Below are 23,244 nucleotides of genomic sequence, written 5' to 3'. Positions count from 1 at the left end.
GGAGACGTCCATGGATAAGTCTAGCAAAATAATTGGTGTCGACTTAGCAAAAAATGTCTTTCAATTAGCATTGGCTAATAAACACTATCACGTTACCCGCTCAAAACGTTTAAATCGGACCCAGTTCTACCGCTTTTTTGTCAATCATCCACCGGTACAGGTGGTGATGGAGTCTTGTGGTACCGCGCATTATTGGGCGCGTACCCTCAAGGCGATGGGCCACCAGGTCACGTTGTTACCTGCGCAACATGTCCGTCCCTACGTGCGGCGTAATAAAACCGATCGCAGTGATGCCATGGCCATCGTCGAAGCCGCCCGTAACCCGGAGATCAAGCCGGTGCCGGTCAAAACCGAGTACCAGCAATCCCTACAAAGCCTGCATCGGCTCCGTGAACAATGGAAGGCCACACGGGTGGCGCGGATCAATGCCCTGCGCGGCATCCTGCGGGAATTCGGCGTGCTCGTGCCGATGGGGCCACGCGCGGCGATCAGCACGGCCGGCGAGGTGCTGCCGTCCTTGCCTGCCCTGTTACAGTCGAGCGTACAGGTGGTATTGGAGGAGCTGTCCGACATCGAGACACGTATCCGTGAATTGGAGAAACAACTCAAACAGGCGGCCAGGGACGATGTCGTCATTCAGCAGTTTATGCACATCCAGGGGATTGGTCTGCTCTGTGCCACCGCCATGCGCGCCAGTGTGCAATCCCCCGCACAATTCAAAAACGGCCGGCAGCTCAGTGCCTGGCTCGGTATCACCCCCCGCGAATTCAGCTCCGGCGACCATCGCTATCTCGGTCGGATCTCCAAGCGCGGCGATAAATACCTGCGAACCTTATTGATCCATGGGGCACGCTCGGTCATGGCACGCATCAAGCGATTACAACACGACAACAGACCGCTCTCGGCGCTACAGCTTTGGGCCGCTCAGCTGGAACAACGCGTCGGTCATAACAAGGCCACCGTCGCCCTGGCCAATAAACTCGTGCGTATCCTCTGGGCCACCTGGATGCATCAGCGGGAATTCGATGCGAATTACACGGTTCAGTAACAGACCTTAAAGCATCGACAACAGTTTACGCCTATCAGGGTTTGCGCAGTGAAGTGACACACATGACACCACCGATAAGATCACGACGAAGGAAGGCCGATAACAAATCTGGCTCTTGAAGTCTCTTGAGCGTATGGCCCTTCGTCGGCGTATTTTTCATGTTGGCCCGGTCTCAATAAGAAGACCACTAAGAGGCCGGATAGACGAACGCAATCTTTATCTTCGTGGTGACAATAAAAAGGTTACTTCACTACTTGACGGAGGCGTCCATAGATGATTTGTTAGCAGGCATTTCACTCACTAATGAATTCCTGCAACGTTATTACACTACCATTATGTTTATTCACTGTGGCAGATAAATCCGCATCATCAGTAACTAGTGTCATATTATGTCTAATGGCTGTTTCAGCAATTAGAATATCTCTACTATTATTTTTCTTATTTTTATTCATTTTATTTAGTGTGGATAGCAAAGCTTCAAAAACACCATCTTCAGAACCCCATTCTGCCTCCCCATATTCGGAAACATCCCAGACTGCTGATGATGTGGGTACTTTCTCAGTTGCCACATCAGAGAACACATTAAGCAATTCATTCCTTAATTTATCATTACTTGTATTCTGGATTTCATTCGGTTGTACATGTGTCGCAAACAACCTCTTATCATGAGGCAATCCATCTAGTTCTATTCCATCTCGAAGAATATGATTAAAGACTGTTGTGTCGAGCATGTACATTCTTTTGCCTGCTAACTATAAGTAGTCATCCTAAAAGATGGGTTACAACTCGCGTTTTAGGATGAATAAAAATCCATGCCTGAATACATTCAATGACCTGGTTGCCCGTTACAGGTCCTAAGTGAAGGTCGAAAAAGGACAGCCCCCGATGCAGGGGGTTTTGTCGCGAGAGTGATTGAAAAACCGGCAACATCCCTTGCTCCCTTGTTGTATCCATCTTTATCCGCCTGTTCAGTGGGCGACAGGCGTTAGTTCTTCCGTTAAAATACACAATTTCCAGCTACTTATCGATGGAATTACCACTTTTCGGGTCTAAAACATGCCAATACGCACAAAAATCTGCGGGATCACCCGTCCACAAGACGGACTCGCCGCCGCCAGGGCCGGGGCGGATGCCATCGGCTTGGTGTTTTACCCGAAATCCCCGCGGGCGGTGACCATCGAGCAGGCCGCAGAGATCTGCGCGGCCTTGCCGCCGTTTGTGACCGCGGTGGGCCTGTTTGTCGATGCCGAGCACTTCTCCATCGATGATGTGCTACGCGGGGTGCCGCTGGACCTGTTGCAGTTTCACGGCAGCGAGACACCGGCCCAGTGCGAGGCCTTTGATACACCTTATATAAAGGCCATTCGCATGTCTGAGGAGGCCGACCTCGTCGAGGCCGCCAGCCACTATGGCTCGGCGCGGGGTCTGCTCGTCGATACCTGGTCGCCGACCGAGGCCGGTGGCACGGGCGAGGCCTTTGACTGGGACCGCGTCAGCCCGGCTATGCGTGGCGAGCTGGAAACGCCTATAATCCTCGCCGGCGGTCTGCACCCGGGCAATGTGGCCGGGGCAATCGCCGCCGTGCAACCCTATGCCGTCGATGTGAGCAGCGGGGTGGAGGCAAGCAAGGGCATCAAGGATGCCGACAAAATTACGGCCTTTATGCAGGCCGTCAGACAGGCAGACAGGACATGAACGACGAAGCAAACGCCAACGATTACATGAACATGCCCGACCCGCGCGGGCACTTCGGTCCGTACGGGGGCCGCTTTGTCTCCGAGACGCTGATGGAGGCCATCGACGAGCTGACCGCGGCCTACGAGAAATACAGCAAGGACCCGGCGTTTCTCGCCGAGTTTGACTACGACCTGCAGCACTATGTCGGTCGGCCGTCGCCGCTCTACCACGCCGAGCGCTGGAGCCGTGAACTCGGTGGCGCGCAGATCTATTTAAAGCGTGAAGATTTAAATCACACCGGTGCGCACAAGATCAACAACACCATCGGTCAGGCCCTGCTTGCCCGGCGCATGGGCAAGACGCGCATCATCGCCGAGACCGGTGCCGGCCAGCACGGCGTGGCCACGGCCACGGTCGCCGCCCGCTTCGGTATGGAGTGCGTGGTCTACATGGGTGCCGTGGATATCGAGCGCCAGGCCCTGAATGTGTATCGCATGAAACTGCTCGGTGCCAAGGTCGTGGCCGTCGAGTCCGGTTCGAAGACCCTCAAAGATGCCCTCAACGAGGCGATGCGTGACTGGGTCACCAACGTCGACGATACCTTTTATATTATTGGTACGGTGGCCGGCCCACACCCGTACCCGGCGATGGTGCGTGACTTCCAGGCCATTATCGGTCGCGAGGCCCGCGAGCAGTGCCAGGCACAAACCGGTCGCCTGCCGGATGCGCTGGTCGCCTGTGTCGGCGGTGGCTCGAATGCGATTGGCCTGTTCTACCCGTTTCTTAATGATGACGGCGTAAAGATTTACGGTGTTGAGGCCGCCGGTGACGGTCTCGAAACCGGCAACCATGCCGCGCCGCTGTGTGCCGGCAAGCCGGGTGTGCTGCACGGCAACCGCACCTACCTGATGGAAGACAACGATGGCCAGATCATCGAAACCCATTCCATCTCGGCCGGTCTCGATTACCCGGGTGTGGGGCCTGAGCATGCCTGGTTAAAAGATGTCGGTCGCGCCAACTACGTAGCGGTGGATGATGAAGAGGCTTTAGCGGCCTTCCATGACCTGACCCGCATCGAAGGCATCCTGCCGGCGCTTGAGTCCAGTCATGCCCTGGCGTATGCGAAAAAGCTCGCGCCGACCATGGGCAAGGATGAAATACTGATTGTTAACCTGTCCGGTCGTGGCGACAAGGACATTCATACCGTCGCCGCACGGGAAGGCATTAAGTTTTAATTATGAGTCGTATTGCAACGAAGTTTGAGGCGCTCAAGGCCTCGGGGCGCAAGGCCTTAATCCCTTACGTCACCGCAGGTGACCCGAACCCGAACGTGACCGTGCCGCTCATGCACGACATGGTCAGGGCCGGTGCCGACATCATTGAACTCGGTGTGCCGTTCTCCGACCCGATGGCCGATGGCCCGGTGATCCAGAAGGCCAGTGAACGCGCGTTGGTGCACCACACCAGCCTGCGTGATGTGATCGGCATGGTTAAAGCGTTCCGTGAAACCGATAGCGATACCCCCGTGGTGCTCATGGGTTACCTGAACCCGATCGAGATCATGGGCTACGAAACCTTTGCGAAAGAAGCCGCCGCTGCCGGTGTTGATGGTGTGCTCACCGTTGACCTGCCGCCGGAAGAGGGCGAGGTCGCGATCCCGGCCTTTACCGCCAACGGTCTGGACCCGATTTTTCTTATCGCGCCAACGACGACCGACGAGCGCATGCAAAAGGTCTGTGATGCGGCGCGTGGTTTTGTCTACTATGTCTCGTTGAAGGGCGTGACCGGTGCGGCGACACTCGATACCGCCGCCGTAGCCGAAAAGGTCGCGCAGATCCGTACACATTCGGGTATGCCGGTGGGTGTGGGTTTTGGCATCAAGGATGCCGCATCGGCCGCCGCGGTCGGCGCCGTAGCCGATGCCGTGGTGGTCGGCAGTGCCCTGGTCAACCAGGTCGAGGCCAATGCCCTTACGCCTGCGGCGATCTCGCCGGCGATTTGCGAGATTTTGCGCAGTATCCGTGGCGCGCTGGATGCCCTCTAGTCGCGACTGGGCAATTTGCCTGGATGGGGCTATAATCAATATCACCCGCTACAGTTCGGGTGATTTCTCAGGATTATGACAGAACATTATGAGCTGGTTCGAAAAATTGCTGCCCTCGAAGATCCGTACCGACAGCACCACGCGCAAGAGCGTGCCTGAAGGTCTGTGGAAGAAGTGCACCGCCTGTAACGCCGTACTCTATCGCGCCGAGCTCGAGCGTAACCTCGATGTCTGCCCGAAATGCAATCACCACATGCGTATCGGTGCCCGCCGCCGCCTTGAGGCCTTCCTCGACCCGGAGCCGCGCGTTGAACTCGGCGCTGAACTCAGGCCGGTCGATGCCCTGAAGTTCCGCGACAGCAAGAAATACAAAGACCGGATCAACAGTGCCCAGAAGGCCACCGGTGAAGACGATGCCTTGATCGTCATGAACGGCCAGGTGAATGGCATCCCGCTCGTCGTTTGCGCATTTGAATTCCGTTTCATGGGGGGCTCGATGGGCTCTGTGGTCGGTGAGCGTTTCCGCCGCGCCGCTGAGTTTTGTATTGCCGAAGAACTGCCTCTGGTGTGTTTCTCTGCCAGCGGTGGCGCGCGCATGCAGGAGGCCCTGTTCTCGCTCATGCAGATGGCCAAGACCAGTGCCGCCCTGGCGAGGCTATCACGCCGTGGCCTGCCGTTTATTTCTGTGATGACCGACCCGACCATGGGCGGCGTCTCGGCCAGTCTGGCCATGCTCGGTGATATCAACATGGCCGAGCCGAATGCCCTCATCGGTTTTGCCGGTCCACGCGTGATCGAACAGACCGTACGGGAAACCCTGCCGGAAGGTTTCCAGCGCAGTGAGTTCCTGGTTGAACACGGTGCCATCGACATGATCGTTGATCGTCGCCAGATGCGCGACAAGGTCAGCCAGTTATTGGCCATGCTGACACGTCAACCGGCGCCCGTGCTGGCGACACAGGCTGTTGAAGATAGCGAAGAAAAGATCGAACGTGCCGCGGCAGAACTGCCCGGCAACATCAAGCCTGCCTAAGGCTTGTATCTCCCGACACTGACGCGCGCCCCGACATCTATGCCGTCTCTTAATGCCGATACACCACTTACCGACTGGCTGGCTTGGTTGGAAACTCTGCACCCGACAGAAATCGAACTGGGTCTTGAGCGCGTAAATGCTGTCTACCAGCGGCTCTGCCAGCAACGCCCGGCACAGCAAGTTATTACCGTGGCCGGCACCAACGGCAAGGGCTCGACCATAGCGATGCTTGAAAGCATTTTGCTCAATGCCGGTTACTCGGTCGGCAGTTATACCTCGCCGCACCTGCATCACTACAATGAGCGCGTGCGTGTTGGCGGTATTGATATGAGTGATAAAAGCCTGTGTCGCGCCTTTGAGCGCGTTAATCGTGCCCGTGGTGATGTCTCACTGACCTATTTTGAATTCGGGACCCTGGCCGCCCTTGACCTGTTCACCCGCCACGACCTCGATATCGTCTTACTCGAGGTGGGTCTTGGTGGACGCCTTGATGCCGTCAACATTGTTGACCCGGACATTGCCGTGATCACGAGTGTCGCCCTGGACCATGAGGCGTGGCTGGGTGATGACCGTGAGGCCATCGGTTTTGAGAAGGCCGGCATTATGCGCGAGGGGATCCCGGTTATCTGTGGTGATCGTCAGCCACCCAAAAGCCTGTTACAGCGGGCGGCGGAACTGAAAGTGGAGCTGTATTGCCTCGGCAAACAGTTTGATTACGAGGTCGACAGAGAAACCTGGAACTGGTGGGTGGATTCCGGGCATGGCCGGCTGACGCATATCGGCCTGCCGCAACCGGCCCTGTCGGGGCGTTTCCAGCTCGACAATGCCGCGACCGTACTGGCGACCCTGCAGTGCCTGCTCGAGATGCCTACCGACCGTGTTGATATCGAAGAGGGCCTGGAGCATGTGCGCCTGCCGGGACGTTTTCAGCTATTGGCCAGTGCGGTGCCCTGCATTTATGACGTGGCGCATAATCCGCATGCCGCGCTCGCCCTGGTGCAGAGCCTGCAGGCCCAGCCGGTGAAAGGCCACACCCGGCTGGTCTTCGGCGCCATGGCCGACAAGGATATCGGCCAGATTGTTGATGCATTGTCCGCCGTGGTGGACCGTTGGTACCTGGCGGCACCGGCTATCCCGCGCGCCGCGCCTACACGGCAGATGACGCAAATACTGCGTGAGCAGGGCATCAGTGAAGATGCGATGCAATGCTACGACAGTGTCAGGCTGGCGGCCGATGCGGCATGTGGCGAGGCCACAGATGACGACCGCGTCGTGGTCTGCGGCTCCTTTTATACCGTAGCAGAGGCCTTGCCGCGGCATGTATAATGTTCCTAACAGGAGAGCAGGGGTAAAGCAGTGGATGACATGAATCTCAAGCAGCGACTGGTCGGGGCGATCGTCCTCGTCTCTATGGCCGTGATCTTCATCCCGATGATCCTCGATGGTCGCAATGCCTCGGTGGATTATATTTCCAAGAGCAATATCCCGCCAAAACCCGAACGTGAGTTTGTCTCCCGGGTGATCCCCCTGAGCCCATCGGCGGTACCGGAACCCGAGGCACTCGAACACAGCCCGGCACCGGCAGAGGCCGAATCGGACGAGCCGCTGAAAGCCGCTGCGACGAGCCCGGTGGCGACAGAACCCAAGCGGGCAAGCTCAGTGGTCACTGAGGTAGATAAACCCGTGCCCGTGGTCAAGCCGAAAACCGGCCTGAGTGCCTGGGCCGTGCAGGTAGGCAGTTTCAGCTCGAAGGAAAATGCCTATGCCCTGCGCGACAAGCTGCGCAAACAGGGGTTCAGCGCCTTTGTCGATACGATCTATAACAAGGACACGCCAACCTTCAGGGTCCGCGTCGGGCCGGAGATCAAGCAGGAGCAGGCCGAGCTGCTGCAGGCAAAACTGGCCAAGGTGCTGAAGACCAAGCCGATTGTCGTCAAGCACCCCTGATGGTGGGCATGGAAAGTCAAATTGCCACTTCATCTGACCATGTGCCTCTGCTAGGATCCGCAGGCTCTGATTGCCGGTATGGCAACTAAGCAGGCGAAGGCATGATCTGGGTAGATTACGGCATATTGATTATTCTGGCGCTGTCGGCGCTGATCAGTGTCATGCGGGGTTTTGTCCGCGAGGCCCTGTCACTGGCGGCCTGGGTCGCCGCCTTCTGGGTGGCCTTCACTTTTCACCAACACCTGGCAACCGTATTTACCAATTTTATTGATGCCCCCTCGATTCGCCTGATTGCCGCCTTTACCCTGCTGTTTGTGGTGACCCTGATTATTTGTGCACTGGTTAATAACCTGGTGGCGCAACTGGTAAAGAAGACCGGTCTCAGTGGTACGGATCGTATGCTCGGTGTGTTATTTGGCATTGCACGCGGCGCGGTGGTGGTGGCGATCCTGGTCCTGCTGGCCGGGCTGACACCGATACCGGCAGACCCGTGGTGGAAGGAATCCATATTTATTATTCATTTTCAATCCATGGCAATCTGGCTGCGTGATCTATTGCCGCCGGATATTGCCGCGAACTTCCAGTACGCTTGAGGGCGCTTTATGTGCGGGATAATTGGAGTAGTCGGTCGCAGTGCGGTCAACCAGACACTGTATGACGGCCTGACCGTTCTTCAACATCGTGGTCAGGATGCGGCTGGTATCATCACCTGTGAAGGCGGGCGCCTCTATCTGCGCAAGAGTAACGGCCTGGTGCGCGATGTCTTTCATACCCGGCACATGTTGCGGTTGCGTGGCAATATGGGCATTGGTCATGTACGTTACCCGACAGCGGGTTGTTCCTCTTCTGCCGAGGCCCAGCCGTTTTATGTGAACTCGCCATTCGGTATCAGCCTCGCGCATAACGGTAACCTGACCAATGCCGATGAACTCAAGCGCGAGCTGTTTGAGGAAGACCTGCGGCATATCAATACCTCCTCCGATTCCGAAGTATTGTTGAATGTCTTTGCCCACGAGCTACAGGCGCTGGGCAAGCTACGCATTAACGCGCAGGATATCTTCCAGGCGGTGGCGCGTGTGCACCAGCGTTGTCGTGGCGGTTATGCGGTGGTCGCCATGATCACCGGTTATGGCATTGTTGCCTTTCGCGACCCGAACGGCATTCGGCCACTGACCTTTGGTTGTCGCCAGTCTGATGAAGGCCCCGAGTGTATGGTCGCCTCAGAGAGCGTGGCGATTGATGCCGCCGGTTTTGACCTGATTCGCGATGTCGAGGCCGGTGAGGCCGTCTATATCGATATGGACGGCGTACTCCACACCCAGCAGTGCGCACGCCATGCACAGACCAACCCCTGTATCTTTGAGCATGTGTATTTTGCACGTCCCGATTCGATCATGGATGGGGTCTCGGTGTACAAGGCGCGCCTGCGTATGGGTGAAAAGCTGGCACAGAAGATCCTGCGCATCTGGCCGGACCATGATATTGATGTGGTGATCCCGATCCCGGACACGAGTCGTACCTCGGGCCTGCAAATGGCCAACGAGCTCGGTGTTTTGTATCGTGAAGGTTTTATCAAGAACCGTTACATCGGTCGGACCTTCATTATGCCGGGGCAGAAACAGCGCAAGAAGTCAGTACGCCAGAAGCTCAATGCCATTGACCTCGAGTTTCGTGGCAAGAATGTCATGCTCGTTGACGATTCGATCGTACGTGGAACGACCTCAAAGCAGATCATCCAGATGGCTCGTGATGCCGGTGCGAAGAAGGTGTATTTCGCCTCCGCTGCGCCGCCGGTGCGCTTCCCGAATGTCTACGGTATCGACATGCCCTCCGCCTCCGAGTTGATCGCGCACGACCGTACTGAGGAAGAGGTTTGCGAGGCGATCGGCGCTGATCGCCTGATCTTCCAGGACCTCGATGACCTGGTGGCCTCGGTGCGTAGGGGCAATAAGAATATCACCGAGTTTGATACCTCGGTGTTCAGTGGCGAATACGTCACCGCCGATGTAACCACGCAATACCTGTATCAGCTGGAGTTGTTGCGTGCCGACTCGGCCAAGAATGAACGCGAGCAGGATAACGCCGCTATCGATATGCAAAACACGGATTGACAGCCGGGCAGGGATTGCCTAGAATTTCCTCACATTGAAGGCGCCGATTTGACTCAGCTTGCGGGCGCATAATAAATACAGCTAAAGAGGGGCAACCTGCTTTAGCGATCTGCTGGCGGGTTTTTTTGTGCCTGTCAGGCGTGTATAACATGTTTTACAGCGTCCGCGATGGCGGAACGAGGAGGCAGGATGTCAGACAGGCCGGACTACCATTTCAATACCCGCGCTGTGCGTGCCGGACAGCGGCGCACCGCCGAGGGCGAACACTCGGAACCGATCTTCACGACCTCGAGCTACGTCTTTGGCAGTGCCGCCGAGGCCGCCGCACGTTTCTCGGGCGAAGAGCCGGGCAATATTTACTCGCGCTTTACCAACCCGACCGTGCGCACCTTTGAAGAACGTCTCGCCGCACTCGAGGGCGGGGAACGTTGTGTGGCGACGGCCTCGGGGATGGCGGCGATCCTGGCTACCTGCCTGGGCCTGCTGAAAAGCGGTGACCATATTGTGGCCTCGCGCAGTATCTTTGGTACCACGGTCGTGATGTTTTCGCAGTACCTGGCCAAGTTCGGTATCGAGACAAGCTTCGTTGACCTGACCGACCCGGATGCCTGGGCCGCGGCGATACGGAAAAATACCGTGTTTCTGTTTCTGGAGACACCGTCGAACCCCCTGACCGAGGTGGCGGATATCGCACGCCTGGCCGAGATCGCCCATGGCCGTGATTGTCTGCTGGTCGTCGACAACTGTCTTTGTACACCGGCCCTGCAACAACCCTTGAAGTTGGGCGCGGATATTGTCATCCATTCGGCGACCAAGTTCCTCGACGGCCAGGGGCGTTGCATGGGTGGGGCCGTGGTCGGCAGCGAGAACATTGTGGGTAAGGACATCTTCGGTGTCGTGCGTACCTGTGGCCCAACCATGAGTCCGTTTAATGCCTGGACCTTCCTCAAGGGCCTGGAGACCCTGGCCATTCGCATGCAGGCACACTCTGCCAATGCGCAACAGCTGGCCGAGTTCCTGGAGGCGAACACGGCGGTAAAGGCCGTACATTTCCCCGGGCTCCGGTCACACCCGCAATATGAGTTGGCGGCGGCGCAACAATCCGCTCCCGGCGCGGTGTTGTCGTTTGAGCTGGCCGGTGGCAAGGATGAGGCATGGCGGTTTATTGATGCCACCGAGCTGGTCTCGATCACCGCCAATCTGGGTGATACCAAAACAACGATTACGCACCCTGCAACGACCACGCACGGTCGCCTGACAGCGGAACAGAAGGTCGAGGCGGGCATTAGCGATGGCCTGATCCGTATTGCCGTCGGGCTGGAAGACATTAACGACCTGCAGGCCGATCTGCAGCGCGGTTTTGATGCGATTGTTAAACCGTAATAAAGGACATTAAAAATGTTTGAGTTGGATATTCAGTTACTGCTCGATACTTATATGATTCCCTGGGGGGTCAATATCGTCCTCGCGCTGGTTATCTTTGTTGTCGGTCGTGTGGTATCAAAGATTGTGACCCGGCTTGTACGCAAGCTGCTGGTGCGGGCCAACATGGATGCCATTCTGGTCAATTTTGTTTGCTCGATCCTGAAAACGGCCTTGTTGCTGTTTGTGATCATTGCCTCGCTGAACCAGCTTGGTGTTGATACCACCTCACTGATTGCCTTGCTTGGTGCCGCGGGTCTGGCCGTTGGTCTGGCCCTGCAGGGTTCACTGCAAAACTTTGCCTCGGGTGTGATGTTAATCGTCTTTCGTCCTTTTAAGGCCGGCGATTTCGTCGAGGCCGGTGGTGTCTCCGGCACGGTGGAGAAGATCAGTATTTTCAGTACGCTAATGAAGACCGGTGATAACCGTGAGGTCATCGTGCCGAATGGCAAGATCTACGGTGATACGATTACCAACTTCTCAGCCCGCGATACCCGTCGCATCGACATGGTGTTTGGCATCGGTTATGACGATGATATTCGCAAGGCCCGCGATATCCTGCGCAAACTTGTTGATGACGATGATCGTATTCTTAAAGATCCGGAAACCCTGATCGCCGTCTCGGAGCTGGCCGAGAGCAGTATTAATTTTGTCGTGCGCCCCTGGGTGAACAGTAGTGACTACTGGAAAGTGAAGTTCGATATGAATGAAAACGTCAAGCTGGCCTTCGACGAGAACAATATCTCTATTCCTTACCCGCAAATGGATGTGCATGTAAACAAGGAGTAGTCTTAAATGGTGCAGTAAAACACGGGGGGGTGTCACCATGACCGAGATCATCGCAGCTGTTTTTTCCTGGTTTATCTTTATCCTTGGGCTTTCCTATCTGTTACAGGCCGAAAACTGGGTACGCATGGCCGAGTACGCACCCGACCGGCCGCATCGTTACTACCCCATGCTGCTGTTTATTCTGCTGCTGGGCTTGATCATCGTTCTGGTACATAACATCTGGGTATGGGACTGGCCGGTGTTGATCACGATCTTTGGCTGGCTGATAGTGACTAAGGCGATACTTTACCTGCTCGCCACCTCACTGATGAGCGAACTGGCCGGCATCATGATGCGTGGCTCACTCACGGGCTGGGTGCGTGGCTGGGGGGTCGTGATGGCGGCATTGGGGGCGATACTGGTTTACAAGACCGGCCTGGGTCGTTTCTATTAACATTAGTCATCTCGTGTCCAGACATCGTCAAAACCTGTTAAATATCTTTAATCATGCCTTGCTGGCTGTTAACGGTCGGCACTGTGTGGCGACCGCCCTGCGTGAAGCGCCAGTCAATGGCCCGGTCGTGGTGATCGCCATCGGCAAGGCCGCGGCCAGTATGGCGCGGGGGGCAGAGGAAGTACTCGGCGAGCAGATTACGGATGGCCTGGTGATCACTAAATATGGCCATACAGGCGCCTGTCGGTTGACGTGTCTCGAGGCGGCTCACCCGGTGCCGGATGAGAACAGTCTGGTTGCCGGGCAGGCCCTGCTGGATTGTCTGGCGCGTAACCCGCAAGCGACAACATTTTTGTTCCTGATCTCGGGAGGGGCCTCAGCACTGGTGGAGGTCTTGCCGGAGGGCATGGACTCTGGTGACCTGGCGCGCATAAATGACTGGTTGCTGGGCAGCGGCTTGGATATCGCGCGCATGAATCGGGTACGCAAGTCCGTGTCGATGATCAAGGGTGGGCGTTTGGCTACTTACCTTGCAGGTCGAGCCACAGTCGGTTTGTTGATTTCTGATGTCATCGGTGATGACCCGGCAGTGATTGGTTCCGGCCTGCTGGCGGCAACCCCTGCCGACATTATGGGGTTGGCGGATATCAACCTGCCGGGCTGGTTCAGTGCCCTGAGCGAACTGGCCGGGCCCATGCCTGCCGCGTCGGACCCCTGTTTTGAAACGATACGGCTAAACGTCATTGCCAGTCTGAACATGGCCTGTAGCGCAGCCGCGCACAAGGCCGATGCGCTCGGTTACGATGTGTTCCTGCACCCGGACCTGTTTTGTTGTGATGCCGAATCCACCGGTGTGCGCCTCGCAACGGCCGTTATGCGCGGGGCGAATATTCTGCATATATGGGGTGGCGAGACCGTGGTTGAACTGCCGGCACAGCCCGGGCGGGGCGGGCGCAACCAGCACCTGGCCCTGGCGGCCGCCATTAGCCTGCAAGGCCACCCGGATTGTCTGTTGCTGGCAGCCGCTACCGATGGCACCGATGGCCCGACCCCGGATGCCGGCGCGCTGGTTGATGGCGAGACCCTGGCACGTGGCGAACTGAGTGGGGTCAATGCCCAGGCCTGCCTGCAAGCCTTTGATGCAGGAAGTTTTCTTGAGGCCAGCGGCGATCTGATTAATACTGGCCCGACCGGTACCAATGTCATGGATATCGTACTCGGTCTGAAAACCCATTAAGATCAGCCCATGCCCAATCTGTTTGACGTAGCGAGTCAGTGCCTGGCCGCACAGGACCCCAATGAAAAGTGTGAGCTGACCAACGTCGCCTCGAGTGCCTGGCAGGCCGGTGAGCTGGATTGTGTGAGTCTGGAGTCACCCTTGCCAATTGGTGAACCGGGTCGTCCGCCACGCCCGGAGCTGGTGACACCGCGCGAACTGAATTCGCGCAAACTGGGTAGCGGCGCGGGGCATGCCTCGCTTATACATGCCATAGCCCATATCGAGTTCAATGCCATTAACCTGGCCTGGGATGCAGTGTACCGTTTCCGGGATATGCCCGAACCGTTCTATGCCGACTGGATCCGTGTCGCCCGCGAGGAGGCCTATCACTTTTGCCTGTTGCGGACACACCTGCAGGAACTCGGTTATGATTACGGTGACTTTGTCGCCCACAACGGTCTCTGGGAGATGGCGCAAAAGACCGCGCATGATGGTCTGATACGCATGGCGCTGGTGCCTCGTGTGCTTGAGGCACGCGGGTTGGATGTAACACCGGGCATGATCAAGCGCCTCGAGGGCATGGGTGACCATCGTGCGGTGGAGATCCTTGATATCATCCTGCGTGAAGAGGTCGGCCACGTTGAGATCGGCACACGCTGGTTCCGTTATTTTTGTACGCAGCGTGGCCTCGATAGCGAAAAAACCTTCAAGGCTTTGCTGGACGAATATATGCAAGGCTCGGTGCGCGGCCCGTTTTATTATGCTGCACGTCTGCAGGCGGGTTTCACCGAATCAGAAATGCAAATGCTGGAACAGTCAGCGAAGAGGAGATAATAGTGAAGAACATAGTTGTGGTGTTAATGGCAGTTATGCTGGTTGCCTGTGGTGACGGCAAGGTTGCCAATAATGAACAGGCAGCGCCGAATGCAAAGGCGTTGCAGGATCAGGTTAAGAAAAAATCGGCTACCACGATGTTGCTCTATGATGTGGTTGAACCGGGTGTTGAACCCTACCAGTCGCGGATTATTGTCAACACTGCTTTTATTCGCATTGACGAAAATAGTGATGGCAATGACTTTGTTCTCGTCGATCGTAACAAGCAAGTGGTCTATAGCGTCTCAGATGATAATGATTCCATTCTTGTTGTGAATCGCCAGCCGGTTGTTACGCCGGCGCCTATGGAGTTCAAGTTATCTTTTGATAAAAGCCAGGATAAAAATGCACCACAGATTGACGGCAAGAACGTCGTGCATTACGTTTTCAAAGTGAATGGTGAGGCCTGTAACGATGCAATGATTGCAGAAGGCTTACTGACAAATATCACGCAGGCGCTTTCCGAGTATCGCCATATCCTTGCCGGGCAGCATGCATCAACACTGGCGAACGTCCCTGCTGACATGCGTAATGCCTGCGATATGACCACACATATTTTCCACCCGGATCGTCACCTGCAATACGGTTTGCCAGTGCAGGAGTCGGATTACAGTGGTTATAAACGCAGCCTGGTGGATTTTGATGACGATTGGCTGGCCGCGCCGAAACTATTCGAGTTACCGGCAGCGTTCGGTCGTTTTTCGATCGATGAGATGACCGTACCGGCTGACCCGGCTGCTAGCCCGGGAAGCGCTTGAGTTCACAGCCGTCTTTGTCACAGGATAAGATGCTGCCAAACTGGCCCCAGTCGCCGAGCACAATACGTCGTGCCGGTGCTGCTCCCAGCGTAAAGTTATGAATGGCCGGCCGGTGGGTATGGCCATGAATCATTTGTCTGACCCCATATTCCTGCATTAAAGCACCGACCGCGCCGGCATTGACATCCATGATCGCTTCCGGCTTGTCACGCAGGTGTTCACGACTCATGCCACGGTATTCCTGGGCCAGTTGAATACGTTTGTCGAGGGCATGGGCAAGAAACGCCTCTTGCCATTTCTGGCTGCGTAGCAGCAGACGACTTTCCTGATGTTTGACATCATCTGTGCACAGACTGTCACCGTGTAATAGCAGTGTCGGTGTGCCATACAGGTCAATGAGGCTGGGTTCACTGATGAGTGTGCATCCGGTGCGGGCGGCAAAGCCGCTGGCTAAGAGAAAATCCCGGTTGCCGTGCATGACATAAAGCGGCACGCCCTGATCACTCAGGGCGCGCAGGCTACTGATGAATCGTTCGGTCTCAGGTCGGTCATCGTCATCACCGACCCAGGCCTCGAACAGATCGCCGAGGATATACAAGGCCTCGGCCTGCGGTGCCTGTTCAGCCATAAAACGTTCAAACAGGCGCGTCAGTTCAGGCAGGTTTGCATCAAGATGCAGATCGGAAATGAATAGGGTGGCCATATTAAATGGGCTGAAGACGACTTCTTTTATTCGATGATCGTTTATTCAACGATCTCAACGCGCTCAATGATAACGTCTTCAATAGGGACGTCCTGGTGCATGCCGCCACTGCCGGTGGCGACGCCCTTGATCTTATCGACTACGTCCATGCCCTCGGTTACCTTGCCGAAGACACAGTAACCCCAGCCCTGCGGAGTGGGCGAACTGTGGTCGAGGAAGGCATTGTCCTTCACATTGATAAAAAACTGTGCCGTAGCGGAGTTCGGATCATTGGTGCGTGCCATGGCGATACTGCCCAGGACATTAGACAGGCCATTGTCAGCCTCATTCTTGATGGGCTCACGGGTCTCTTTCTGAACCATGCCTGGTTCCATCCCCCCACCCTGGATCATGAAGCCGTTAATGACGCGGTGAAAGATGGTGCCATCATAAAAACCGTCACGCGCATATTGCAGAAAGTTTTCAACCGTAACGGGGGCCTTCTCGGCATCGAGTTCGAGCGTGATAACGCCGTGGTTGGTGTGTATGTTAATCATAGTGTTTACCTTGCAAGAGAGAATGGGTTTATTCGACGGTGACCTTGTTGATCACAATCTGGGTTTTTGGAACGTCACGAGAGGGCAGTGCCGTACTGGCGCCGGTTTCAGCCTGACGAATCTTGTCGACAACGTCCATGCCTTCAACAACCTGACCAAAAACGGCATAACCGAAACCGCGAGGTGTCAGATCGCTATGATCAAGGAAAGCATTGTCTTTTACATTAATAAAGAATTGCGCTGTGGCAGAGTGGATGACACCGGTACGGGCCATGGCGATGCTGCCGCGAATATTTTTCAGACCGTTATTGGCTTCGTTGATAATGGGTGGCTGCACGGGTTTTTTGTTGTACTGCCTGTCATAACCGCCGCCCTGGATCATAAAACCGTCGATCACGCGATGGAAAATGGTGCCTTCATAAAACCCTGACTGGGCATAATTGAGAAAGTTTTTTACCGTGATCGGGGCCCTGGCCTGATCGAGTTCGAGGACGATGTTGCCGAGGCTGGTTTGCATGTGGACACGTACCTTGTCGTCCTCGGCGGCGATGGCCTCGAGGTTGATGAACAGGGCAAGGCCTGCAAACAGTAGTCTGGTGAGGATTTTCTGCATGGTTTTCCGGGACCTCTCGGGTACGCTATAGTGGTTAGGTCGTGCTATGGGGGCTAATAATATAGTCTTTATGCGCGTCATGAAAGCCACTGCCCCGGCCCCGCCGAGAGGGCTTTGTCCGCAGGCCCGCTTTCCGTTACCATTCTGCGCCATAATCCGGTCAGCCAGGGGCCCGCTGGCCTGCAGACCGATAACCGGGAGAATACGAGTCCGTGCTGGAAATCTATAATACCCTGACGCGCAAAAAGGCGCCGTTCAAACCGATCGACCCGAATAATGTCCGTATGTACGTTTGTGGTATGACGGTCTATGACTTGTGTCATTTGGGGCATGCCCGCGTGCTGGTGGTATTCGACGTGGTGAACCGTTACCTGCGCCAGGTATTCGGCGATGACAAGGTCACCTATGTGCGTAATATTACCGATATCGACGACAAGATCATCGCCCGCGCCAATGAAAATGGCGAGGCCTTTGATGTCCTCACCGGGCGCTTTATCGATGAGATGAACAGGGATGCCGATGCGCTGGGCGTGCAACGCCCGGATGTTGAGCCACGCGCCACCATGTACATGCAACAGATCATCGATATGATCCGTACACTGGTCGACAACGGCGCGGCCTATGCCGCCGATAACGGTGATGTCTATTACGCAGTGAGTCGGTTTGAGAACTATGGTGCATTGTCGGGCAAGCAACTCGATGACTTGCAGTCCGGTGCCCGGGTCGATATTGATAAGGCGAAGAGAGACCCGCTCGATTTTGCCTTGTGGAAGGCCGCCAAGCCGGATGAGCCGAGCTGGGATTCGCCCTGGGGCAAGGGCCGACCGGGTTGGCATATAGAGTGTTCGGCCATGTCGACGCATTGTCTGGGCCATCACTTTGATATTCATGGCGGCGGTATGGACCTGCAGTTCCCGCACCATGAAAACGAGATCGCCCAGTCCGAGGCGGCGACGGGTGAAAAGTTCGTCAATGTCTGGATGCATAATGGCTTTGTGCGCATCGATGATGAAAAGATGTCGAAGTCACTGGGTAACTTCTTCACCGTGCGTGAAATTCTTGCCCGCTATGCCCCCGAGGTGGTGCGTTATTTTGTCTTGAGCAGTCATTACCGTAGTCCGCTGAACTATTCGGATGTGCATCTGGATCAGGCCCGCGCCGCGCTGGAGGGTTTCTACACCGCGCTGCGCGACCTGACGCCAGACCTGAAAGCCGACGGTGGTGACTACGAAGCCCGCTTTACCGCAGCGATGGACGATGACTTTAATACCGCCGAGGCCCTGGCAATCCTTTCTGAACTGCGTCACGCGATCAATAAGGAAAAGAATGCCGGTGACACAGCGCGGGCCAACCAACTGGCCGGGCTCATGGTTCGACTCGGACAGTTACTCGGTCTGGTGCAGGATGCCCCGGAGGCCTGGTTGACCGCCGGGGCGGGTGAGCAGGCGGGCGACGTCGATGCCGCCGAGGTCGATGCCATGATCGATGCCCGCGATGCGGCCCGTGCCGCAAAAGACTGGGCCGAGGCAGACCGCCTGCGTGATGCCCTGACCGAAATGGGCATTGTCCTTGAGGATGGTTCCGGCAGTACGCGCTGGCGACGCGGCTGATTTCATGGGGTTTTGGCCCCGGGGGGAATTTTTGCCCCGGTTTTGCTGTCATAATAAATTCAACAATCAAAGCGTTAAATCAGGGGATGACGTCATGCGATTACTTCTTTCTATCTGCCTAAGCCTCTTGATGGTGAGCCCGATATGGGCGGCAGAATCAAACCGGGCCATGAAGGTGGACAAGAAACAGGTCAGTGACTGGAACAGCTTTGCCAGTGACCTGTATGCCCTGCACCAGGAACAGCTGGCCGGCCATGAGGTGAACAAAAAGGTCAGACACGGTGGCTACCGTGGCAAAAAGAATTTTTATAAGGAAGTCACCTATACCGATGCACAAAGCGGTCATGTCCTGAGCCGTATCCAGTGGGAAAACGCGAACCCCGAAAATATTCATGTCATTGAGGTCTTTCAATACGATGATAACGGTCGCGTAAGCTGTGATTACACGGCGGCCTTCCTGCCCGGTTACCGTAATGCACCCGTCCAGACGCTGGTGGCCCTGCACAGCTACAATCAGGGGCTGCATGCCTTTCGTTCCTTTGATGCCAGCGGCGAGGCCGTGTTTGAGCGCTGTGATGGTGCCTACAAGGGGAAGGAGGTCGATATGGATTTTGAGGACGACGAGATCGAAGACCTGCGCAATGACCCGGATGGCATCATGAAAACACCTCTATATCAGGCCTGTTTTGGCAAACTCGACCTCACCGCCGCGGAGTTTTTACCTCCGCGTCAGCGCTAGGTGTTTAAACGTCGGCCCGGTCGGCGGCGTCGACGGTATTTTCCAGCAGGGTGGCGACGGTCATCGGGCCAACGCCACCCGGCACCGGTGTAATCCAGCCGGCGCGTTCGGCCGCTGAAGCAAATTCGACATCTCCAACCAAACGCCCGTCGTCGAGGCGGTTAATACCCACATCGATGACGATGGCACCGGGTTTTATCCATTCCCCCTTTACGAAGCCGGGAATACCAACACCTACTACGACCAGGTCAGCGGCAGCCACCTTGGCGGCCAGGTCGCGGGTCTTGCTGTGGCAGATGGTCACCGTGCAACGTGCCATGAGTAGTTCCAGCGCCATGGGACGGCCGACAATATTGGAGGCGCCGACCACCACGGCATCCAGGCCGACCAGCTCCTGCCCCGTGCTTTCAAGCAGGGTCATGACGCCACGCGGGGTGCAGGGACGCAGCAGCGGGCGGCGCTGGGCGAGGCGTCCAAAATTGTAGGGGTGGAAACCGTCTACATCCTTGGCCGGGTCAATCCGCTCGATCACGGTATCGGCGTTAATGTGTGCGGGCAGGGGCAATTGCACCAGGATCCCATCGACTGCAGGGTCATCATTGAGCCGGTCGATCAGGGCCAGCAAGTCGGTTTCCGTGGTCTCTGCGGGCAGGTCGTGGGAGTATGACAGGACACCGGTTTCCTCGCAGCGCTTGCGTTTGCTGCCGACATAGACGCTCGAGGCCGGGTCACTGCCCACCAGGATCACGGCCAGCCCCGGGGCGCGTTTGCCCGCGGCGAGGCGCGCCTGAACGCGTGTTGCGACCTTGCCGAGCAGGTCGGCGGCGACGAGTTTGCCATCTATGCGTTGTGCGGCCATGAAATCATCCCGTTCGGATCATGAAAGGCGGGGATTATACCTGAATTGAAAGCGGAATTGACGCGACGAATGCGGGCGCGTATTATCCCCGTCCTTATCTCACAGGCCCCGGGCCTGTGTGAGGTAAAGTCGGGATATTACAGGCGATTTTTGCCGTGATCTCGCAGTAAATCGGGGTATAGCGCAGTCTGGTAGCGCGCCTGCTTTGGGAGCAGGATGTCGGGAGTTCGAATCTCTCTACCCCGACCAAATTTTGGTCGCCGATAATTGGTTTAACGCCTAATGTGGGTGAGGTCCGTGTAGAGAGATTTGAACTCCCGACGAAAGTCATATGGCGAGTTCGACCAGCACCGGAGGTGCGCAGAACGCCGCAGGCGGCCCCGAAGGGGCGAGCGCAGCGAGTAATCTCTCTACCCCGACCAAATTCTATATGTATTGCTGCTGGTCGCACGACAGACGCTATGAGGCGTATAATCACCGTTTATGCGCCCGTAGCTCATTCGGATAGAGCATCTGCCTTCTAAGCAGAGGGTAGCAGGTTCGAATCCTGCCGGGCGCGCCATATTAGGTTGTCCAGGCATGACGTCAGGTTAGCCTGGAAACATCATCCATGAGGGATGAGAACCTGCGTCATAATATGGTGAGGTTCGACAAACCGGTGGAGCCGGTTTGGACAGCGCGAGAAGCGCTGCCCTGAAGGGCGAAGGCCGGAGGCCTGAGTCAATCCTGCCGGGCGCGCCATATTAGGTTGTCCAGGCATGACGACAGGTTAGCCTGGAAACATCATCCATGAGGGATGAGAACCTGCGTCATAATATGGCGAGGTTCGACAAACCGGTGAAGCCGGTTTGGACAGCGCGAGAAGCGCTGCCCGAAGGGTGAAGGCCGTGGGCCTGCATCAATCCTGCCGGGCGCGCCATTTTCAGCGGCGGCAATGGATAAACGGTTTTATGGTGGGCGTAGCTCAGTTGGTAGAGTCCCGGATTGTGATTCCGGTTGTCGTGGGTTCGAGCCCCATCGTCCACCCCATATTCCGGTTCTGGGATTGAACCCAACCGGTGGCTATGTTTCAATGCGCGCCTGCCATTGCAGCATAGGCAAGAGTTTCGGGTCGTTAGCTCAGTTGGTAGAGCAGCGGACTCTTAATCCGCGGGTCGACAGTTCGAACCTGTCACGACCCACCACGAAACCGAAGGGTTGCGGCTTACCGCAACCCTTTGTCGTATCTGGGTCCGGTTTTGCAACCGGGTTCGGGGCAAACAGGGGTTATGCGTGCCTACTGTGAGCCTGATATACTAATAGAGTGCGCTGCCGGGTATTTTCGGCCGACTCAAGCGCAGCGGGAGTGGTGAAATTGGTATACACGCCAGATTTAGGTTCTGGTGCCGCGAGGCGTGAGAGTTCGAGTCTCTCCTTCCGCACCAAATTCTTTTTATAAAATTAAGCCCTTGGCAAAATGATGAAACACCGGTGATGACCGGGTTAAGGATGTGATACATGCAGATTTCTGTTGAAAAGCGTGACGGTCTTGAGCATTGCATGACTGTTGAACTGCCGGTGGAAGGTTTTGAACAGGCCGTTGAAAATCGTCTGGCAAACCTGGCCCGCACGGTAAAAATGCCCGGCTTTCGTCCTGGCAAGGTGCCGTTACGTATCGTCAAGTCACAGTATGGTGCACAGGCGAAAAAGGAGGCCCTGGATGAGGCCGTGCAGTCGAGTCTTTATGAAGCCTTCTCAAAGGAGAATCTGCGCCCGGCCGGTGCGCCGAGTGTCGAGTTTCTGCCGCTGGAAGAGGGCAAAGGTCCAAAGTACGCGGTAACCTTTGAGGTCATGCCGGAGTTTGAACTGGCCGATATGACAGGGGTTAAGATTGAAGTTCCGGTGGCTGAAATCACCGAAGAAGATATCGACAAGACTATCGAACGTATCCGTGGCCAGCGCCAGGAGTGGAAGGAAGTCGAACGTGCCGCCAAAGACGGTGACCAGGTGATGGTCGATTTTGTCGGCACAAAAGACGGTGTCGCCTTTGAAGGGGGCACGGGCAGCAAGGTCCCGCTGGTGATTGGTTCGGGGCGTTTTATCAGCGATTTTGAAAAGGGAGTTGAGGGTGCCAAGGCCGGTGACGTGCGTAACATTGATGCCACCTTCCCGGCAGACTATGGCAATAAGGAAATGGCCGGTCAGACGGTGCAGTTTGAGATCACAGTAGGTACTGTGATGGAGCCGGTACTGCCGGAAGTCAACGATGCCTTCGTCAAGGAACTCGGTGTAGAGGAAGGCACTGTTGAGGCCCTGCGTACCCAGGTGAAGGAAAACATGGAGCGTGAACTGAAGTCGGTGGTGCGTGAAGCCACCAAGACCCAGGTTATGGATGCCCTGATTGAAAAGAACAAGATCGACCTGCCGCAGGTCATGGTCCGGGACGAAATGCAGCGCCTGGCCCAGCAGATGGAAAACATGCTCGCCCAGCAGGGTGTGCCGATGCCGAAAGACAAACCAATGGATCCTGAGCTGTATCGTGACCAGGCTGAACGCCGCGTATCACTGGGCCTGCTAATGTCCGAATTGATCGGCAAGCAGGGTATTGTGGCCTCCGATGAGAAGGTGCGTGAGGCCGTGGAAGAGATTGCTGCACCCTATGAAGACCCTAAGGAAATTATTGATTATTACTATGGTGATCAGAACCGCCTTGCCGAGGTTCAGGCTGTAGTGATGGAGCAAGCCGTGGTAGATTGGGTGCTTGAGAAGGCCGAAAAGGTCGAAAACAAGACAAACTTTGATGAAATTATGCAGCAGAGCCAGGGCCAGGGTCGCGGCTAGGTCTGCTAAA

At 56.2% G+C, this 23,244-nt stretch carries 23 protein-coding genes and 5 tRNA genes; 23 read left to right on the top strand and 5 right to left on the bottom strand.

Going from position 1 to position 23,244, the window contains the following annotated elements; genetic code table 11:
- Positions 1 to 10 precede the first annotated feature (10 nt).
- The gene (locus EL386_RS10495; protein WP_126452924.1) at positions 11 to 1,048 is read left to right on the top strand and encodes an IS110 family RNA-guided transposase; all 1,038 of its coding nucleotides are present in this window, start codon (positions 11 to 13) and stop codon (positions 1,046 to 1,048) included.
- A 293-nt stretch (positions 1,049 to 1,341) separates the two neighbouring features.
- Here EL386_RS10495 and EL386_RS10490 read toward each other — a convergent pair whose 3' ends face one another.
- Complete coding sequence (locus EL386_RS10490; protein WP_126456000.1) at positions 1,342 to 1,779, bottom strand: hypothetical protein; 438 nt, start codon at positions 1,777 to 1,779, stop codon at positions 1,342 to 1,344.
- Positions 1,780 to 2,104: 325 nt separating this feature from the next.
- On the opposite strand from EL386_RS10490, the gene EL386_RS10485 reads away from it, so the two are divergent.
- The 14 genes from EL386_RS10485 to EL386_RS10420 all read left to right on the top strand — a co-directional run bounded on the left by EL386_RS10485 (position 2,105) and on the right by EL386_RS10420 (position 15,354).
- On the top strand, positions 2,105 to 2,743 hold the full coding sequence (locus EL386_RS10485; RefSeq protein ID WP_126455998.1) for a phosphoribosylanthranilate isomerase: 639 nt from the start codon (positions 2,105 to 2,107) through the stop codon (positions 2,741 to 2,743).
- Positions 2,740 to 3,960 carry a tryptophan synthase subunit beta gene (gene trpB / locus EL386_RS10480; RefSeq protein WP_126455996.1) on the top strand — a complete coding sequence of 407 codons (1,221 nt, stop codon included), beginning with the start codon at positions 2,740 to 2,742 and terminating at the stop codon, positions 3,958 to 3,960. The genes EL386_RS10485 and trpB overlap by 4 nt, the downstream gene beginning before the upstream one ends.
- Before the next feature lie 2 nt (positions 3,961 to 3,962).
- On the top strand, positions 3,963 to 4,769 hold the full coding sequence (gene trpA, locus EL386_RS10475; protein WP_126455993.1) for a tryptophan synthase subunit alpha: 807 nt from the start codon (positions 3,963 to 3,965) through the stop codon (positions 4,767 to 4,769).
- A gap of 88 nt (positions 4,770 to 4,857) precedes the next feature.
- A complete protein-coding gene (gene accD / locus EL386_RS10470; RefSeq protein ID WP_126455991.1) occupies positions 4,858 to 5,802 on the top strand; it encodes an acetyl-CoA carboxylase, carboxyltransferase subunit beta in 945 nt (314 codons plus the stop codon).
- Between the two features lie 39 nt (positions 5,803 to 5,841).
- Positions 5,842 to 7,128, top strand: coding sequence for a bifunctional tetrahydrofolate synthase/dihydrofolate synthase (gene folC / locus EL386_RS10465; protein WP_126455989.1), 1,287 nt, complete (start codon positions 5,842 to 5,844; stop codon positions 7,126 to 7,128).
- A gap of 39 nt (positions 7,129 to 7,167) precedes the next feature.
- On the top strand, positions 7,168 to 7,749 hold the full coding sequence (locus EL386_RS10460) for an SPOR domain-containing protein (RefSeq protein WP_232020283.1): 582 nt from the start codon (positions 7,168 to 7,170) through the stop codon (positions 7,747 to 7,749).
- 101 nt (positions 7,750 to 7,850) lie between these two features.
- Positions 7,851 to 8,342: a CvpA family protein gene (locus tag EL386_RS10455; RefSeq protein ID WP_126455985.1), complete on the top strand. Its 492-nt coding sequence runs from the start codon at positions 7,851 to 7,853 to the stop codon at positions 8,340 to 8,342.
- A 9-nt stretch (positions 8,343 to 8,351) separates the two neighbouring features.
- Entirely contained in the window at positions 8,352 to 9,860 is a 1,509-nt protein-coding gene (purF, locus tag EL386_RS10450; RefSeq protein WP_126455983.1) for an amidophosphoribosyltransferase, read from the top strand.
- 189 nt (positions 9,861 to 10,049) lie between these two features.
- The gene (locus EL386_RS10445; protein WP_126455981.1) at positions 10,050 to 11,243 is read left to right on the top strand and encodes an O-succinylhomoserine sulfhydrylase; all 1,194 of its coding nucleotides are present in this window, start codon (positions 10,050 to 10,052) and stop codon (positions 11,241 to 11,243) included.
- A gap of 15 nt (positions 11,244 to 11,258) precedes the next feature.
- Positions 11,259 to 12,071: a mechanosensitive ion channel family protein gene (locus EL386_RS10440; RefSeq protein WP_126455979.1), complete on the top strand. Its 813-nt coding sequence runs from the start codon at positions 11,259 to 11,261 to the stop codon at positions 12,069 to 12,071.
- Between the two features lie 37 nt (positions 12,072 to 12,108).
- Positions 12,109 to 12,504 (top strand): hypothetical protein, encoded by a 396-nt coding sequence (locus EL386_RS10435; protein WP_126455977.1) that lies wholly within the window; start codon positions 12,109 to 12,111, stop codon positions 12,502 to 12,504.
- Between the two features lie 13 nt (positions 12,505 to 12,517).
- On the top strand, positions 12,518 to 13,741 hold the full coding sequence (locus EL386_RS10430; RefSeq protein ID WP_232020192.1) for a glycerate kinase type-2 family protein: 1,224 nt from the start codon (positions 12,518 to 12,520) through the stop codon (positions 13,739 to 13,741).
- A 9-nt stretch (positions 13,742 to 13,750) separates the two neighbouring features.
- The gene (locus EL386_RS10425; protein WP_126455975.1) at positions 13,751 to 14,557 is read left to right on the top strand and encodes a ferritin-like domain-containing protein; all 807 of its coding nucleotides are present in this window, start codon (positions 13,751 to 13,753) and stop codon (positions 14,555 to 14,557) included.
- Between the two features lie 2 nt (positions 14,558 to 14,559).
- Positions 14,560 to 15,354, top strand: coding sequence for a hypothetical protein (locus EL386_RS10420; RefSeq protein ID WP_126455973.1), 795 nt, complete (start codon positions 14,560 to 14,562; stop codon positions 15,352 to 15,354).
- Here EL386_RS10420 and EL386_RS10415 read toward each other — a convergent pair.
- Genes EL386_RS10415 through EL386_RS10405 form a run of 3 tightly spaced genes read right to left on the bottom strand, consistent with a single transcriptional unit; the run spans position 15,335 to position 17,206 of the window.
- Positions 15,335 to 16,057 (bottom strand): UDP-2,3-diacylglucosamine diphosphatase, encoded by a 723-nt coding sequence (locus EL386_RS10415; RefSeq protein WP_126455971.1) that lies wholly within the window; start codon positions 16,055 to 16,057, stop codon positions 15,335 to 15,337. The two genes, EL386_RS10420 and EL386_RS10415, sit on opposite strands and share 20 nt — an antisense overlap.
- Positions 16,058 to 16,098: 41 nt before the next feature.
- The gene (locus EL386_RS10410) at positions 16,099 to 16,593 is read right to left on the bottom strand and encodes a peptidylprolyl isomerase (protein ID WP_126455969.1); all 495 of its coding nucleotides are present in this window, start codon (positions 16,591 to 16,593) and stop codon (positions 16,099 to 16,101) included.
- A gap of 28 nt (positions 16,594 to 16,621) precedes the next feature.
- On the bottom strand, positions 16,622 to 17,206 hold the full coding sequence (locus EL386_RS10405; protein ID WP_126455967.1) for a peptidylprolyl isomerase: 585 nt from the start codon (positions 17,204 to 17,206) through the stop codon (positions 16,622 to 16,624).
- Between the two features lie 212 nt (positions 17,207 to 17,418).
- On the opposite strand from EL386_RS10405, the gene cysS reads away from it, so the two are divergent.
- Entirely contained in the window at positions 17,419 to 18,816 is a 1,398-nt protein-coding gene (gene cysS, locus EL386_RS10400; protein WP_126455965.1) for a cysteine--tRNA ligase, read from the top strand.
- A gap of 94 nt (positions 18,817 to 18,910) precedes the next feature.
- Positions 18,911 to 19,555: a hypothetical protein gene (locus EL386_RS10395; protein ID WP_126455963.1), complete on the top strand. Its 645-nt coding sequence runs from the start codon at positions 18,911 to 18,913 to the stop codon at positions 19,553 to 19,555.
- A gap of 4 nt (positions 19,556 to 19,559) precedes the next feature.
- Here EL386_RS10395 and folD read toward each other — a convergent pair whose 3' ends face one another.
- Positions 19,560 to 20,414 carry a bifunctional methylenetetrahydrofolate dehydrogenase/methenyltetrahydrofolate cyclohydrolase FolD gene (folD, locus tag EL386_RS10390; RefSeq protein ID WP_126455961.1) on the bottom strand — a complete coding sequence of 285 codons (855 nt, stop codon included), beginning with the start codon at positions 20,412 to 20,414 and terminating at the stop codon, positions 19,560 to 19,562.
- Positions 20,415 to 20,586: 172 nt separating this feature from the next.
- Here folD and EL386_RS10385 point away from each other — a divergent pair.
- From EL386_RS10385 to tig, 6 genes are all read left to right on the top strand, one after another.
- Positions 20,587 to 20,663: transfer RNA gene (locus tag EL386_RS10385), tRNA-Pro, on the top strand.
- 236 nt (positions 20,664 to 20,899) lie between these two features.
- Positions 20,900 to 20,976, top strand: a tRNA-Arg gene (locus EL386_RS10380).
- A gap of 391 nt (positions 20,977 to 21,367) precedes the next feature.
- Positions 21,368 to 21,443, top strand: a tRNA-His gene (locus EL386_RS10375).
- Between the two features lie 79 nt (positions 21,444 to 21,522).
- Positions 21,523 to 21,598, top strand: a tRNA-Lys gene (locus EL386_RS10370).
- A gap of 155 nt (positions 21,599 to 21,753) precedes the next feature.
- Positions 21,754 to 21,838 (top strand) — tRNA-Leu (locus EL386_RS10365).
- Between the two features lie 73 nt (positions 21,839 to 21,911).
- On the top strand, positions 21,912 to 23,234 hold the full coding sequence (gene tig, locus EL386_RS10360; RefSeq protein WP_126455958.1) for a trigger factor: 1,323 nt from the start codon (positions 21,912 to 21,914) through the stop codon (positions 23,232 to 23,234).
- The last annotated feature ends 10 nt before the right edge of the window (positions 23,235 to 23,244 follow it).

Origin of the sequence: Sulfuriflexus mobilis (assembly GCF_003967195.1) — a bacterium.
Taxonomy (GTDB): domain Bacteria; phylum Pseudomonadota; class Gammaproteobacteria; order AKS1; family AKS1; genus Sulfuriflexus; species Sulfuriflexus mobilis.
This window is presented reverse-complemented; position numbering and strand designations above follow the sequence as displayed.

Excerpts from the sequence above, each read along its gene's own strand:
- trpA (WP_126455993.1), top strand. The coding sequence starts at position 3,963 with ATGAGTCGTATTGCAACGAAGTTTGAGGCGCTCAAGGCCTCGGGGCGC.
- folD (WP_126455961.1), bottom strand. The coding sequence starts at position 20,414 with ATGGCCGCACAACGCATAGATGGCAAACTCGTCGCCGCCGACCTGCTC.
- trpB (WP_126455996.1), top strand. The coding sequence starts at position 2,740 with ATGAACGACGAAGCAAACGCCAACGATTACATGAACATGCCCGACCCG.
- EL386_RS10490 (WP_126456000.1), bottom strand. The coding sequence starts at position 1,779 with ATGCTCGACACAACAGTCTTTAATCATATTCTTCGAGATGGAATAGAA.
- EL386_RS10395 (WP_126455963.1), top strand. The coding sequence starts at position 18,911 with ATGCGATTACTTCTTTCTATCTGCCTAAGCCTCTTGATGGTGAGCCCG.
- purF (WP_126455983.1), top strand. The coding sequence starts at position 8,352 with ATGTGCGGGATAATTGGAGTAGTCGGTCGCAGTGCGGTCAACCAGACA.
- tig (WP_126455958.1), top strand. The coding sequence starts at position 21,912 with ATGCAGATTTCTGTTGAAAAGCGTGACGGTCTTGAGCATTGCATGACT.
- EL386_RS10495 (WP_126452924.1), top strand. The coding sequence starts at position 11 with ATGGATAAGTCTAGCAAAATAATTGGTGTCGACTTAGCAAAAAATGTC.
- EL386_RS10460 (WP_232020283.1), top strand. The coding sequence starts at position 7,168 with ATGAATCTCAAGCAGCGACTGGTCGGGGCGATCGTCCTCGTCTCTATG.
- EL386_RS10435 (WP_126455977.1), top strand. The coding sequence starts at position 12,109 with ATGACCGAGATCATCGCAGCTGTTTTTTCCTGGTTTATCTTTATCCTT.
- EL386_RS10415 (WP_126455971.1), bottom strand. The coding sequence starts at position 16,057 with ATGGCCACCCTATTCATTTCCGATCTGCATCTTGATGCAAACCTGCCT.
- folC (WP_126455989.1), top strand. The coding sequence starts at position 5,842 with ATGCCGTCTCTTAATGCCGATACACCACTTACCGACTGGCTGGCTTGG.
- EL386_RS10410 (WP_126455969.1), bottom strand. The coding sequence starts at position 16,593 with ATGATTAACATACACACCAACCACGGCGTTATCACGCTCGAACTCGAT.
- EL386_RS10485 (WP_126455998.1), top strand. The coding sequence starts at position 2,105 with ATGCCAATACGCACAAAAATCTGCGGGATCACCCGTCCACAAGACGGA.
- EL386_RS10405 (WP_126455967.1), bottom strand. The coding sequence starts at position 17,206 with ATGCAGAAAATCCTCACCAGACTACTGTTTGCAGGCCTTGCCCTGTTC.
- accD (WP_126455991.1), top strand. The coding sequence starts at position 4,858 with ATGAGCTGGTTCGAAAAATTGCTGCCCTCGAAGATCCGTACCGACAGC.
- EL386_RS10455 (WP_126455985.1), top strand. The coding sequence starts at position 7,851 with ATGATCTGGGTAGATTACGGCATATTGATTATTCTGGCGCTGTCGGCG.
- EL386_RS10440 (WP_126455979.1), top strand. The coding sequence starts at position 11,259 with ATGTTTGAGTTGGATATTCAGTTACTGCTCGATACTTATATGATTCCC.
- EL386_RS10445 (WP_126455981.1), top strand. The coding sequence starts at position 10,050 with ATGTCAGACAGGCCGGACTACCATTTCAATACCCGCGCTGTGCGTGCC.
- EL386_RS10425 (WP_126455975.1), top strand. The coding sequence starts at position 13,751 with ATGCCCAATCTGTTTGACGTAGCGAGTCAGTGCCTGGCCGCACAGGAC.